This is a genomic window from Streptomyces sp. NPDC048560, from assembly GCF_040650955.1.
Taxonomy (GTDB): domain Bacteria; phylum Actinomycetota; class Actinomycetes; order Streptomycetales; family Streptomycetaceae; genus Streptomyces.
Genome location: NZ_JBEZIJ010000009.1, coordinates 181,564 through 195,551, shown reverse-complemented (window position 1 = coordinate 195,551; position 13,988 = coordinate 181,564). Strand labels below are relative to the sequence as shown.

Annotated in this window: 8 protein-coding genes and 2 pseudogenes; 9 read left to right on the top strand and 1 reads right to left on the bottom strand. The window is 70.2% G+C overall.

The genetic code is table 11. From position 1 onward, the window contains the following. Positions 1-109: 109 nt before the first annotated feature. The 7 genes and pseudogenes from AB0C82_RS24190 (at position 110) to AB0C82_RS24160 (ending at position 9,725) form a co-directional block, all read left to right on the top strand. Complete coding sequence (locus tag AB0C82_RS24190; RefSeq protein WP_362845569.1) at positions 110-1,012, top strand: universal stress protein; 903 nt, start codon at positions 110-112, stop codon at positions 1,010-1,012. Then, complete coding sequence (locus AB0C82_RS24185) at positions 1,012-1,704, top strand: pyridoxamine 5'-phosphate oxidase family protein (RefSeq protein ID WP_362845567.1); 693 nt, start codon at positions 1,012-1,014, stop codon at positions 1,702-1,704. The genes AB0C82_RS24190 and AB0C82_RS24185 overlap by 1 nt, the downstream gene beginning before the upstream one ends. Before the next feature lie 479 nt (positions 1,705-2,183). Further along, a pseudogene (gene ppsA, locus AB0C82_RS24180) lies at positions 2,184-4,591 on the top strand (phosphoenolpyruvate synthase). A gap of 810 nt (positions 4,592-5,401) precedes the next feature. After that, a complete protein-coding gene (locus AB0C82_RS24175) occupies positions 5,402-5,860 on the top strand; it encodes an Hsp20/alpha crystallin family protein (protein ID WP_362845565.1) in 459 nt (152 codons plus the stop codon). After that, positions 5,857-6,360 carry a flavodoxin domain-containing protein gene (locus tag AB0C82_RS24170; protein ID WP_362845563.1) on the top strand — a complete coding sequence of 168 codons (504 nt, stop codon included), beginning with the start codon at positions 5,857-5,859 and terminating at the stop codon, positions 6,358-6,360. Before AB0C82_RS24175 ends, AB0C82_RS24170 begins: the two co-directional genes overlap by 4 nt. Positions 6,361-6,419: 59 nt before the next feature. Then, entirely contained in the window at positions 6,420-7,004 is a 585-nt protein-coding gene (locus AB0C82_RS24165; RefSeq protein ID WP_362845561.1) for a hypothetical protein, read from the top strand. Next, positions 6,997-9,725: pseudogene (locus AB0C82_RS24160) on the top strand (cation-transporting P-type ATPase). The gene AB0C82_RS24165 and the pseudogene AB0C82_RS24160 overlap by 8 nt, the downstream one beginning before the upstream one ends. On the opposite strand, the gene AB0C82_RS24155 reads toward AB0C82_RS24160, so the two are convergent. After that, positions 9,677-10,564: a potassium channel family protein gene (locus tag AB0C82_RS24155; protein WP_362845559.1), complete on the bottom strand. Its 888-nt coding sequence runs from the start codon at positions 10,562-10,564 to the stop codon at positions 9,677-9,679. The pseudogene AB0C82_RS24160 and the gene AB0C82_RS24155 overlap by 49 nt on opposite strands. A gap of 458 nt (positions 10,565-11,022) precedes the next feature. Here AB0C82_RS24155 and AB0C82_RS24150 point away from each other — a divergent pair, with 458 nt between their 5' ends. Together AB0C82_RS24150 and AB0C82_RS24145 are read left to right on the top strand one after the other, a co-directional pair. Next, on the top strand, positions 11,023-12,708 hold the full coding sequence (locus AB0C82_RS24150; RefSeq protein ID WP_362845557.1) for a GAF domain-containing protein: 1,686 nt from the start codon (positions 11,023-11,025) through the stop codon (positions 12,706-12,708). 187 nt (positions 12,709-12,895) lie between these two features. Beyond that, a complete protein-coding gene (locus AB0C82_RS24145; RefSeq protein WP_362845555.1) occupies positions 12,896-13,972 on the top strand; it encodes an alcohol dehydrogenase catalytic domain-containing protein in 1,077 nt (358 codons plus the stop codon). Positions 13,973-13,988: the final 16 nt, after the last annotated feature.

Below are 13,988 nucleotides of genomic sequence, written 5' to 3'. Positions count from 1 at the left end.
CGTCCGGCCGGACCGGGTACCCCGGCGGTACCGACCGGCCCTACCCGTGCTCCCCGGTTGGATGCGAGCGTGGGAGCAGGCCACCTCACACCCGAAGGGCGGTGGGATCATGGAGACCCCGTTGGTGGTAGGAGTGGACGGTTCAGACGCCAGCCTCACGGCGGTGGACTGGTCCGTCGACGAAGCGGTACGGCATGGCCTTCCGCTGCGCATGGTCCACGCCTCGCTGTGGGAGCGGTACGAAGGGACCGTGCCGACCTGGACCGTGGACCGGCCCTCGGGGCAGGTGTTCGCCGAGAACGTTGTCGGCGTGGCGGCGGAGCGCGCCAGGCGTCGTGCGCCCGGCCTCACCGTCACGACCGCGGTCCTCGCCGAGGACGCGTCGAGTGCGCTGCTGCGGGAGGGGCACGAGGCCGTGGCCCTGGTCGTCGGCTCCCGGGGCCGGGGAGAGTTCGCCGACCTTCTGCTGGGATCTGTCGGCCTCGTCGTCGCCGCCCGGTCCCGCTGCCCTGTCGTCGTCGTCCGTGGTGACCGGCAGGCTCTGGAAGCACGCCACGAGCGGGTGTTGCTGGGCATCGGTGACCACGACGTCGACAGCCTCGCTGTGCGCTTCGCCTTCCGCGAGGCGGAAGCGAGGAACGCGGAGCTCGATGTCGTCCGCACCTGGCGACGACCGACCGCTTCGCCCGTGGATCACCCGCTTCTCACCAGTGGTGACGCGGCGCCGCACTTCGAGGGGGCGGCGTCCGAAGCGCTGGACAGGGCTCTGGACGCGGTGGCCCGCGACCATCCCCAGGTTGCCCTGCGCAGGAGCGTCCTCGAAGGGCCGGCCCACAAGGTGCTTGTGGAGCGTTCCGCCGCCGCCGACCTGCTGGTGGTCGGGGCGCGGCGAAGGGACGGCATCGTCGGCATGGAGCTGGGGAGGGTCGCGCATCGCGCCCTGCACCATGCTTCGTGCCCGGTAGCTGTCGTCCCTCAGTACCACCGTGTGTCCACGGAGGGAGACGGATGATGAACACGGCCGCTGCGAAGCGCCCCACCGGCGACATCGGCCGTCGTATCGCCGCCCGGCGCAGGCGACTCGGGCTGTCCCGTGAGGAGGTGGCTGTACGCGCCGGATCCGCGCCCGGCTACATCGCGTACTTGGAGGAGCAGCGTTCCGCCCCCGGAATCGAGATCTTGCTCCGGCTCGCGAATGCCCTGGAGACGACCGTTCAGGAGCTCACCGGGCACACCGCCGACCTTCCTGTCGGACGGATCCGGGCCGGATACCACGCGCGGATGGACGAGCTCGACGAGCGGGAGTGCTGGGCGCTGCTCGGCGATCACGGCGTCGGCAGGGTCGCCGTCACCACCGACGACGGGCCCGCGGTCTTCCCTGTGAACTACCAGGTCGTCGGGGAGGAGATCCTCTTCATGACCGCCGGGGATTCGCCGCTCGCCGGGATGTCAGGCACGGAGATCGCGTTCGAGGAGGACCATCTGGACGAGGCATTCAGCCAGGGATGGAGCGTGCTTTTCGTCGGCGTCGTCCGCACAGTCTCGGACCAGGTCGCTGCCGGGCGTCTCAGGAACGCGGCGTACTCGAAGCCCTGGCCAGGAGGCAGGCGCGACACTGTCATGGACCTCTCACCACGGCGCGTGACCGGGCGGCGGATCCTCGTACGCGGAGCGCCCGGTGCGGAAGTCCGGCGAGAGCCGTGAGCGGAGTGCACTGCGAAGGCGAGCGGGCTGAACAGCGCCTCAGCCTCTTGGGAACCCTCCCGGCGATCTGCCGAGTCGCTCCGCCGCGTCGGCTCGGGCCGGCGGCGTCGGCTCACGTACCGAGCCGTCAGCAGGACGACCGCACGAGCGGGACGACGGTGACCGGAGCGGGACTCTGGAGCGCGAGCGGCGGGTCGGCGACCTGGCAGGGGCCGACTGGTCCCCTTCCCGTACGGACCGACCGGCCCTGGCGCTGTGACCCGCTCGGCACTGCGGTGCGGTCGGGCCCACGCGGGACAGTGAGGCGAGAGGACGGCTTCGTATCCGTCCACCGGCTCCGTGCAGAGGTGAGCACCATGCAGCGCATCCGGATCAGCCCCAGGCCCCGCCGGCCCCGCAGGCCGGCCCCTATCGATCTGCGCACCCCGTCCGGCAGAGCGCTCCCGTACTGAAGGCGCCTGAGAGACGCGGAGGATGCCATGGGACCGATGCCGAAAGTCGTACCTTTCACCGAGCTTGGCAGGAAAGATGTCGGCCGGGTGGGAGGCAAGAACGCCTCGCTGGGAGAGATGACCAACCATCTCGGTGCCGCGGGCGTACGTGTACCGCCCGGCTTCGCCACCACCGCCGGCGCTTACGAGGAACTCCTCGCGGTCCGCGGACTGCGCGCCGCCATCGAGGAGCAGATCGGCCGCCTGCGCGCAGGGGCCCCGCTCGATGAGGTCGGAGCGGCCATCCGCTCGCTCTTCCTCGCGCAGCCGCTGCCCCGTCTCTGGGAGACGCTGTCCTCGCCGCGTACGAGCGGCTTGCCGAGGAGAGTGGCAGGGAGGCGCCCGAGGTCGCCGTGCGCAGCAGCGCGACGGCCGAGGACCTGCCCGAGGCGAGCTTCGCAGGACAGCAGGAGACCTATCTGAACGTACGTGGATCCGCGGGTCTTCTTGAGGCATGCCTGCGCTGTTACGCGTCCCTGTTCACCGACCGGGCAATCGACTACCGGGAGCGGATGGGCTTCGACCACCTCGCCGTCGCCCTCTCCGTCGGCGTCCAGCTCATGGTCCGTTCCGACCTCGCAGGCGCCGGGGTCGCCTTCACCCTGGACCCGGAGAGCGGCTACCCCGAGGTGATCGTGGTCAGTGCCGCTTGGGGCCTGGGCGAGACCGTCGTCAGCGGACAGGTCGATCCCGACGAGTACACGGTGTTCAAGCCCAGCATGAATGACCCCTCCCTCAACCCTGTCATCGATGTACGGGTCGGCACCAAGCGGCTGAAGACCGTGTACGCGGGCACCGGGCTGACGCGCACGGTCGACACGCTCGAAGCCGAGCGGAACCGACGGGTCCTCGCCGACGCGGAGATCCGCGAGCTTGCTGCGTGGGCGGCCGCTGTCGAGGAACACTACGGCTGCCCGATGGACCTCGAATGGGCCAAGGACGGCCGCACCGGTGAACTCTGGATCGTCCAGGCGCGCCCTGAGACCGTGCAGTCCCGCCGGCGGTCCACGACGCTGCGCCGCTGCCGATTGACCGCCGCGCCCACCGAACCGCTCGTGGAGGGCATCGCTGTCGGCGAAGCGATCGGCCAGGGTCCCGTCGTCGCCCTCGACGCCCCTGTGGACCTCGACCGCTTCCCCCAGGGTGGGGTTCTCGTCACCCGAGTCACCGACCCCGACTGGGAGCCGGTGATGAAGCGGGCATCGGCGATTGTGACCGACCATGGCGGACGCACCTCGCATGCCGCCATCGTCAGCCGCGAACTCGGCGTTCCCGCCGTCGTCGGCACCGGCACCGGCACCCAGGTGCTGCAGGAGGGCAAGCGGGTGACCGTCTCGTGTGCCGAGGGTGAGCGCGGACGCGTTCATGACGGGCTGCTCGCCTACGAAGAGACCCTGACCGATCTCGCGGAGCTTCCCACCACGCACACCCGGGTGATGCTGAACCTGGCCGACCCGTCGGCCGCGTTCCGCTGGTGGCGGCTCCCCGCCGACGGAGTCGGCCTCGCGCGTCTTGAGTTCATCGTTGCCCACCAGGTGAAGGTCCACCCGATGGCGTTGCTTCACCCGGAGCCGCTCGAACCACGCGACCGGCATCTGATCGACCGGCTCACCGACGGCTACCTGGACCGCGGACAGTACTTCGTCGACCGTCTGGCCCACGGGGTCGCCCGGATCGCCGCTTCCCGCTGGCCCGCCCCCGTCGTCGTACGGACCAGCGACTTCAAGACCAACGAGTACGCCAAACTTCTGGGCGGCCGTCCCTTCGAGCCGGTCGAGGCCAACCCGATGATCGGCTGGCGCGGTGCGAGCCGCTACTACAGCGAGGGCTACCGAGAGGGGTTCGCCCTCGAATGCCGTGCCCTGCGCCTGGTCCGTGAGGGGATGGGGCTGACGAACGTCGTCGTCATGATCCCTTTCTGCCGGACGCTCGGCGAGGCGGACCAGGTGCTCGCGGTGATGGCCGAGGAAGGACTCGTACGCGGTGCGAACGCCCTGCGTGTCTACGTCATGGCGGAGATACCGGCCAACATCATCCTCGCCCAGGACTTCGCGGAGCGTTTCGACGGGTTCTCCATCGGGAGCAACGACCTGACCCAGCTCACCCTGGGGGTCGACCGGGACTCCGAGGCCCTCGCCCACGTCTTCGACGAGCGGGACCCGGCCGTCGTCAGCAGCATCCAGCTCCTCACGGCCCGCGCCCATTCGGCCGGCCGTCCCGTCGGTCTGTGCGGACAGAGACCCAGCGACGACCCTGGGTTCACCGCGATCCTCGTCCAGGCGGGCCTCGACTCGATCTCTGTGGCGCCGGACAGCTTCGCGGCCGTGAAACAGCACGTGGCGAAAGCGGAAGCGGCCCTGGAGAGCGGGGCCGGACGAGACGGGGAGCGACCATGAGCCAGAAGAAGCGACGCCGTGCCGCCCGGGAAGCCGAGCCCCCGGCGCGACACGGGCGGCGGGAGGGCACGGGAGACGTGCTGCCCAGGCGGTCCAGGACCCTGCAGCGTTCACTAGAGAGGATGGAAGCGCTTTCCTGCCGCCCGGTCCACACCATCCGGGTCAACGAGTTCTTCCTCTGACCGTGGAGCCGACCCGGTCACCGGCGGGGGAACCGAAATGTCGGCCGTCGAGCGGTTCGCGGCGCCTGCGCGAGGCCAGTGCCCGGTGGTTCCGCGTGACGCTCGGTGGAAGTCGGCGTCGACTTCGTCGCCCTCGCCCGGGAGCCCGCGGCGAAACTGTGCTGCCTCAGCCCGTTCGAGTGTCAACACGCCAGACGACGCCCTCGCCCGGGGCAACGTCCTCTGGTGCCGTCTCGCGGTTCCTGTCGGGCGTGAGCGCGGCCGGCCTCCTGGCGGCCCGCCTTCTGCTCCGCCGCCGCGACATGGCCCCGTGACCAGGGAGTATCCGCGGAGACATGGTCATGGGCCGGTCGGTCCTTCTCGGTGGGGCCCATCCGGCTCTCCTGGACCACCCCGTTGGGCACTGCGCCAGGACAGGGCCAGGGAGCAAGAGTGGGTTACGGAGCCGGACCCGGCTCAGTAGTCCTCAGCCCAAGACGGTGACCATGGTGGAGTTCCGCGGACCAGACGGGTTCCCGCGGCCCCACGGGGCGGCGCGGTTCTACCTGTGCATGGCGCCCGGCTGTCCTCCCGTACTGGCACGGGGCCCACGGTGACCGTCAACGGACCCGCACACCAGGAGCAGAAAATGACCGGAGGCAAGGCGCAACACAGGCACAGCCACTTCCCCGACTTCAACGACTGGTTCAGCAGGGAGTTCCCCGGGCTGCCCGGGTGGCGTCCCGCCACGGCCGCCCATTCCATCCCGATCGAGATGACCAGCGGGGACGGCGTGTACGTGCTGCGCGCCGAACTGCCGGGAATGGAGCCGGCCGACGACATCAGCGTCACCGTCGACGACAACTTCATCACCGTCAGCGCGCAGCACCGGGAGACCAAGGAGGACAAGGAGCACTCGGAGTTCCGCTACGGCTCGTTCCGCAGGACCGTACGCCTTCCCGCGACCATTCCGGCCGAAGGCGTCGACGCCTCCTACTCGGACGGCATCCTCACCATCCGGATTCCTATGCCCGACGAGGAGACCACTACCGAGAGGACCATCACCGTCAAGCGCCCGGACTCCACGGATGAGGGAACTGCGTCATGAGCTCCCCACGTGTCCTGGTCGCCTACGGAAGCAAGAGCGGCGCGACCGCCGGAATCGCCGACGAGATCGGCAGGACCCTCCGCGACGACGGCTTCGACGCCGTCGTACGCCCGGCGGACACCGTCACCGACGTCAGTGGCTACGACGCAGTCGTCCTCGGTGGGGCCCTCTACGCCGGGCACTGGAACGGCAAGGCCCGACGGTGCGCCCGGCGCAACGCCGAACAGCTCAGGCACCGGCCCCTCTGGCTTTTCAGCAGCGGTCCTGTCGACAGTTCCGCGGAGCAGCACGAGATACCGCCCGTACGCGGAGTCGCCCGGCGGATGAAGAAGCTCGGAGCGCGTGAGCACATAACCTTCGGCGGCGCCGTGACTGCCGAGACCTCGGACCCGGTAGCTCGGGCCATGGTGAGCCGAGGCAAGGGGGGAGACTTCCGCAATCCGGAAATGATCCGGAAGTGGGCCCATCACATCGGAACCGAACTGGGTGCCACCCACTGAACGATGCCCTGGCTGAAGGGCGCCCTGACGCCGACGGTCATCCCTCCCGGAGGTACGGCATGCTCCACCACGAGCCTTCGGGCGGTCGGACCTTCCTGCCCACGAGAGAAGACTTCGGACGCACCGCCCTGATCTTCGTCACGACGATCGCTCTGATCTGCGGCGCCGTGGCAGCCGGGCTGCCATGGAAGGCAGGAACCGAGGCCGACCGGGAGCTGACCGACCACCGCCACCAGGTGAGGGCGACCACCACCGAGCGGGCAGAGGATCCGTCGGGAGCCGCCCGGCACGGCGCGCAGCCGCGCTTCCTCGCGCCCGCGGTGTGGGAATACCCAGACGGCGTTCGGCGGTCCGGGACCATTCAGGTTCCTCCCCGGACGCCCGAAGGCCGCGTGATGACGATCTGGGTCGACGGCGCCGGCAGCCCTGCCCGGGTACCGGGCAGCGTCGGCGAGCGCGCGTTCGCCGGAGGGGCCGCGGCGGCGGGTGTCGTGGGGGCTTCGGGAGTCGCGGTTCTTGCCCTCGCGGGACGGCGAACCCAAGCCCGCAGCCTGGCGGCCTGGGAACGCGAGTGGGAACAGGTGGAGCCCGTCTGGTCAGGTCGGCTCCGCAGGGGCGGCGGTTCAGGGGCAGGCGATGGCTGACCATGCCAGGAGCCGCCCCGACGGGGAACGGGCCACCGCACCCGCCGAGGAACCGTCCTTCGACCCCAGCGAGCCGTTGCCCAGGCTGCGCCGCGAACTGGGCACAGGACCCGACGGACTGTCGGCACGTGAGGCCGCCCGGCGGCTCGCTGTCCACGGCCCGAACGAGGTGCGACGCAAGGTCCGCACATCCTTGGCGGGGGACCTGCTCGCGCAGCTGGTTCATCCCCTCGCCCTGTTGCTCTGGGCCGCCGCCGCGCTTGCCTTTGTCGCGGACCTCGGAGTGCTCGGCTGGGCGATCCTGGCGGTGATCGCCGTCAACGCGGCCTTCGCACTGCTCCAGGAGCGGCAGGCCGAGCGAGCGGTGGAGACCCTCGCGCGCTACCTGCCCGAGCACACCCTTGCCGTGCGCGATGGGCGGCCCGTCACCGTGGAGGCCCGAGACCTCGTACCGGGCGACGTGATCGTTCTGGAGGAGGGCGACAAGGTCCCCGCCGACGCGCGTGTCACCGAGGGCGGGGTCGAGGTCGATCTGTCGATGCTCACGGGGGAGTCCGCCCCGGCTGAGCGGGTGGCCGCAGCGGGTCTCCTGGGAGCCCCGCTGCTTGAGGAGCCGAATCTCGTCTTCAGCGGGACGACTTGTGTGGAGGGGCAGGCGCGGGCCATCGTTTTCGCCACCGGGAACCACACGGAACTCGGGCGGATCGCCGCCCTGAGCCAGCGGACCCGACGCGAGGCCAGCCCTCTTGAGCAGCAGGTCAAGCGGGTCGCGTGGCTCATTGCCGGCGTCGCCGTCGGCATGGGGGTCCTGTTCCTCGTCATCGGTGTGGTGGTCGGGCTGCCGGTCACGGACTCCCTGATGTTCGCCATCGGACTGCTCGTCGCCAACGTCCCCGAAGGGCTGCTGCCCACCATCACGCTGGCGCTCGCCGTCGGCGTCCGCTCGCTGGCCCGCCGGGGAGCTTTGGTCAAGCGGCTGAGCGCCGTGGAGACCCTCGGTTCCACGAGTGTCATCTGCACGGACAAGACTGGCACGCTGACGAACAACCGGATGAGCCTGCATGCCGTCTGGACGGTCGCTCGCGGTGCGGAACCCGGCCCCTGGTCCCAGGAGTTGGTGCGGGTGAGCGCCTTCTGTACGACGGTCACCCGTGAGGCCGACGGTGTGCTGCACGGCGATCCCACCGAGGTGGCCCTCGTCGCCGGGGCCACCGAGTGGGGGGCGCCGGTCGACATCGGCGGGCGTGACTCCGGGCGACGAGCGCTGTTTCGCTTCGATCCTCGGCTGCGGCTCATGTCGGTGGTGCAGGACGACGAGACGGGCGGGCGCGCGCGGATCATCGTCAAGGGAGCACCCGAGGCGGTTCTGACCCGCGTCCTCCCCGGACCCGGAGCGGACGCGGCCCCGAGTGCGGCGGATGAGCTGGCCAAGCGCGGCATGCGGGTGCTGGCCGTCGCCGTACGCGACCTGCCACGCGGCGTGGACGCCCCGTCGCGCCGCCAGGATGTCGAGACGGGTCTGACGCTGCTCGGCCTCGTAGGCCTGTACGACCCGCCGCGCCCCGAGGTGGCGGCCGCGGTGCGCCGGTGCCACGAGGCAGGGGTGCGGGTGCACGTCGTAACGGGTGACAACGGTGCCACCGCAGCGGCTGTTGCCCGGGAGGTCGGCATCGGAGTGCCCCGACTGCACATGGTCCCGGCATCCGAGTCACTGGGCGACGATGAGCTGGACCGGCTCCTCGTGGACGGCGACGCCGAGATCGTCTTCGCCCGGTCCTCACCCGAGACGAAGCTCAAGGTGGCCGACACGCTTCGGGCGGACGGCCGGATCGTCGCCATGACCGGGGACGGTGTCAACGACGCCCCTGCGCTGCACCGCGCCCACATCGGCGTGGCCATGGGACGTTCGGGCACCGACGTGGCCCGCGAAGCGGCCACCATGGTGCTGACGGACGATAATTTCGCGACCATCGTGACAGCGATCGAGTCCGGGCGCCGCGTCTACGACAACGTACGCAAGTTCATCGTCTACATCTTTGCGCATGCGACCCCGGAGATCGTGCCCTTCCTCGTCTTCGCGCTGTCCGCGGGCACAGTCCCGCTCCCGCTCACTGTGCTGCAGATCCTCGCCATCGACCTCGGAACGGAGACCCTGCCGGCGCTCGCGCTCGGGCGCGAACGCTCCGAACCGGGCATCATGGAGCGCCTCCCAGGCCGCGGCGCCAAGGCGTGATCTCCCGCGACATGCTCGTCCGCAGCTGGGGCTACCTGGGCCTGGTGTCGGCGGCGCTCGTCATGGCGGGCTTCTTCTACGTGCTGTGGCGCGCGGGTTGGCAGCCGGGCGACCCCACCGGAGCCGGCAGTCCCCTGCACCACGCGTATGTGACCGCCACCACGGCCACCTTCGCCGGCATCGTCACCTGCCAGGTCGGCACCGCCTTCGCGGCCCGCACCGACCACGCGGCGCTGCGTGACATCGGGCTGTTCACCAACCCGCTGCTGCTTGTCGGTATCGCCTTCGAGCTGACGTTCACGGCCGCCCTCGTCTACGCGCCCCCGCTTCAGGACCTCTTCGGCACGACTGCCCTCCCCCTGGACGTGGTCGTGCTCGTCGCGACCTTCCCGGTCCTCGTGTGGGGCACGGACGAGCTCCGGCGTGCGAGGCGGCGCCATCACCGTCCGCCTTCGCTGTCCGGGGGGCGACCGTGGTCGGCGGCGTAGGCCGCGAAGATGTCACCCGGGGCTGCTCCCGTGCGCAGAAAGCGGTCGTCCAGCACGGCGGACAGGTCATCCAGCGCTGTGCGCAGCACCGACGCGGAGAACCGGACATCCGGGTGATTCGCGTCGGCGGCATGCTCGGCCAGGCCGGCGACGTAGCCGAGCTGCTCGGACAGGGAGGTGTGTTCGTCACCGTCGTAGAAGTAGTAGGACTCGGCGTACTGCATGAAGTCGACCGTGATGATCGAGAGCGCCGAGGCGAGGCTGTCCAGGAGCGCGGCGCCCCCGCCGGAGTCGAGGGCCTGAGAGGTGGCCCGGCTGCGGCGGACGTGTGACAGCCGCAGGGCCAGCGCCCTGCGGCGGGCGAGGGCCGGATAGACGCCGAGGATCCAGGCGACGATGGCCGACAGCAGGACGAAGCCCGCCAGGGCTTCCATGGGGGCGAGCACGCGCAGCCATCCCGAGGTCGGTGCGATGTCTCCCAGACCGAGCGTGGCCAGGGTGACCAGGGAGATGTAGAGCGCATCCACCGGCCCTGCGTGTTCGGAGGGGACCAGCCCCGTCGCGTACGAGAAGCTCTCCGGCATGTGGGGCCAGTAGATGAGCGCCCATCCCAGGGCCACGGTCAGCGCCCACGCGGCGAAGACGATCACCATGCCCAGCGGGCCCGCGAGACCGGCCGGCCGCCACCTGGCGCCGAACCGGGCGGACAGTCGCCACATGGACATCATCACCAGTCTGCTCAGCCCTCCGTGCCGGGTCGGGTGCCAGAGCGTGTGGAACACGTCCCTGAGGATGAACAGGACCAGCACAGCGCCCACGAGCGTCGGAAGCCACGTCATTCCGGCATCCTTCCCCGAGCGACGGCGGGCTCCCGCGCCGAAGCAGCGATCTCAGCCCGGTGGCGGCGCCCCCCCGCCCCCTCGGACGGGTGGACGGGATGGACACGATGGGGGCAGGGGCCGCGGGTTTCCGGATGTGCCGGGCCGTCTCCGGAAGCCGGGCGAGATCGGCCTCGAATGGCGAGCGGCGTCAAGAAGGTGCCGGGGGTCTGCGTCCGGTCGGCGCGCCGGCCACGAGGTGGTGCACGTCGAAGTCGACGTCCGTGCCATCCGGCGAGGAAAGTGGCGATATTCGACCGTCGTGTCGCTCGCTCCTCCGACCGACCCGGCGCGGCCGTGGCCGTGGCGATGACATGGCGGGACCTTCTGGCGTGCCGATATCCTGGGGGTTCGCGGGCCGGTGCCGACGCGAGGAGTGGCCGGTGGGCGTGGACGAGCCGTTGCCAGGAGTTTCGCATATGCGTCTGGACGACCTGCTGGAGGAGTTCCAGGCCCGGATCAACACGGCGCGCGGCACCCGGGACCGGGTGCACAGTCTGCTGGAGGCCGTTCTCTCCGTAGGCCGGGAACTGGACCTCGGGCAGGTGCTGCGGAGGATCGTGGAAGCCGCCGCGCAGCTGGTCGACGCGCGGTACGGGGCACTGGGTGTGATCGGCCCCGACGGACGCAGCCTGTCGCAGTTCCTGACCGTCGGCATGACCCACGAGGAGACTGCCCGGATCGGCCATCTGCCGGCGGGGCACGGACTGCTCGGGGAACTCATCCGCAACCCCGAACCGCTACGGCTCACCGACTTGAGTGAGCATGCCGCCTCGTACGGATTTCCCGCTCATCACCCTCCGATGTGTACTTTCCTGGGTGTGCCGATCCGTGTGCGGGACGAGGTCTTCGGTAACCTCTATCTGACCGACAAGCGCGGCGGGCAGGAGTTCGGGCCCGAGGACGAGGTGGTGCTGTCCACCCTCTCGGTAGCTGCCGGGGTGGCTATCGACAACGCCCGGCTGTACGAGGATTCCCAGCGCCAGCGGCGATGGCTGGAGGCAGGCGGTGAGATCACCAAGAGCCTGCTCGCCGGGAACCCCAGGGCTGACGTACTGGAACTGATCGCACGGCGGGCACGGGAGATCACCGGGGCCCGGCTCGCGGAGGTGTCCGTGCTGGTCCCGGGTACGAACGACCTCGTCGTGGAACTTGCCGTCGGTGCGGGCAGTCACGAGCGTCTGGGCATGGTCATGCCGGCCGCAGGGACGCTTTCGGGAGCGGCATACCGAGTCGGCGTGCCGGTGACCTCGGAGAACATCGAGCATGACGGCCGCTTCAGCGCGCACTCACGGCGGTTCGAAGGGCTGGGGCCGGCGGTGGCCGTATCGCTGGGAACCGCGGCGACGGAACAGGTGCGAGGCGTCCTGCTGCTGGCACGTTCCACCGAGGAACCGGTGTTCATGGATGCCGAGCTCCAGCCGCTGCTCAGTTTCGCGGGGCAGGCCACGCTCGCGCTGGAACTCGCCGAGCGACGGCGCGACGCGGAACAGCTGACCTTGGTGGCGGACCGGGACCGTATCGCCCGGGATCTGCACGACCTGGCGATCCAGCGATTGTTCGCGACGGGCATGACGCTCCAGAGCGCGGCACGGCTCATCGAGAACCCGCCGGCGGTGGAGCGTGTCACGCGAGCTGTCGGTGACCTTGACGAAACCATCAAGATCATCCGTTCGACGATCTTCGGGCTGCGTGACCACGCTGGCGAAGAGGGCTCCAGTCTGCGTGCGCGGACGGCCCGTGCCGTCGGCGAAGCGGCGGTCATCTTGGGATACGCCCCGCGCCTGAGCATGGAAGGACTGCTGGACACGGACGTGCCACCGCACGTGGCCGACCATGTGATCGCGGCGCTCCAGGAGGCACTCAGCAACGTCGCCCGGCATGCGCACGCGACGCGGGTGGAGGTGGCGCTGCAGGCAACCGGCAAGGCAGTCGTCCTCAGCGTCGTGGACAACGGTGTGGGCATTCCCCGCGAGGGCCGGCGCAGCGGGCTGAGGAACCTTGCCGAGCGTGCGCGGAGCCTGGGCGGGACCCTGGACATCCAGACGCCACGGGAGGGCGGCAGCCGAGTCGTCTGGGCAGCGCCAACGACCCGCGAGTCGTAGCCCGGAGCACGTCCGTCGTGCGGATGCCAGGTGCGTCAGGGGGCCGGGGGACCTGGGAAGAGCCCGCGCCGGGCGGCGAGGGGCTGGGCCGTCAGGTCCTCCAGGGGTACCGATCGGCCCAAGCGTCCACTCCTTCTCCGCGCCACGCTGGAGGTGAGGCAGATACGTGGGAGAAGGAGACGACGTCATGAAGGCTCTCGTATTCCAAGGCCCGGGGAAGACCTCTTGGCAGAGTGTTCCGGAACCGGGGATCAAGGATGCCGCCGACGCGGTCGTGCGCGTCGACACCACGACCATCTGCGGGACGGATCTGCACATCATCAAGGGTGATGTGCCGGAAGTGGCGCCGGGAACGGTGCTGGGCCACGAGGCTGTGGGCGAGATCGTGGAAACCGGGAGTGAGGTACGCACGGTGCGCCCGGGCGACCGGGTCCTCGTCTCCTGCATCTCGGCGTGCGGACGCTGCCGGTTCTGCCGCGAGAACCGCTACGGGCAGTGCCGTGGAGGCGGCGGCTGGGTTCTGGGCCACCTCATCGACGGGACGCAGGCGGAATTCGCACGAGTGCCCTTCGCGGACTTCTCGGTGCACCCGTTGCCCAACTCCGTCGACAGCGCCGACGCCGTCCTGCTGGCCGACATTCTTCCTACCGGTTACGAGGTCGGCGTCCTCAACGGGCGGGTGGAGCCCGGAGACACGGTCGTGGTGGTGGGGGTGGGGCCGATCGGTCTGGCCGCCGTCGCCGCCGCACAGCTCTACACACCAGGCAAGATCATTGCCGTCGATCTCGCCGAGCCCCGGCTGGCAGCCGCGCGCGCCATCGGTGCCGACGCCACCGTCGGAGCGGACGAACTGCCGGAAGAGCTGGTCGGGGATCTCACCGAAGGGCTCGGCGCGGACGTCGTGATCGAAGCGGTCGGCGTACCCGAAGCCTTCGAACTGTGTACCCGCATGGTGCGCCCCGGGGGGCGCGTCTCCAACGTCGGCGTCCACGGCAAGCCGGCCTCCCTGCACCTCGAAGACCTGTGGATCAAGGACGTGACCATCACGACGGGGCTCGTCGACACGTACTCGACGCCGCTTCTGCTGCGCATGATGGCGGCGGGGCGGCTGCCATCGGCCCAGTTGGTCACCCACCGCTTCGAGCTGCACCAGATAGAGGAGGCGTACGACGTGTTCTCCCGGGCCGCCGAGACCGGCGCCCTGAAGGTCGTGCTGGGCGGTCCTCCGCACGATGTCGTGGCACTGCCCGCCCGGCCGGCATGACGAGAGGCGGGAAGGG

Coding starts and splice junctions, on each gene's coding strand:
- AB0C82_RS24190 (WP_362845569.1), top strand. CDS start 110: ATGGAGACCCCGTTGGTGGTAGGAGTGGACGGTTCAGACGCCAGCCTC.
- AB0C82_RS24185 (WP_362845567.1), top strand. CDS start 1,012: ATGAACACGGCCGCTGCGAAGCGCCCCACCGGCGACATCGGCCGTCGT.
- AB0C82_RS24175 (WP_362845565.1), top strand. CDS start 5,402: ATGACCGGAGGCAAGGCGCAACACAGGCACAGCCACTTCCCCGACTTC.
- AB0C82_RS24170 (WP_362845563.1), top strand. CDS start 5,857: ATGAGCTCCCCACGTGTCCTGGTCGCCTACGGAAGCAAGAGCGGCGCG.
- AB0C82_RS24165 (WP_362845561.1), top strand. CDS start 6,420: ATGCTCCACCACGAGCCTTCGGGCGGTCGGACCTTCCTGCCCACGAGA.
- AB0C82_RS24155 (WP_362845559.1), bottom strand. CDS start 10,564: ATGACGTGGCTTCCGACGCTCGTGGGCGCTGTGCTGGTCCTGTTCATC.
- AB0C82_RS24150 (WP_362845557.1), top strand. CDS start 11,023: ATGCGTCTGGACGACCTGCTGGAGGAGTTCCAGGCCCGGATCAACACG.
- AB0C82_RS24145 (WP_362845555.1), top strand. CDS start 12,896: ATGAAGGCTCTCGTATTCCAAGGCCCGGGGAAGACCTCTTGGCAGAGT.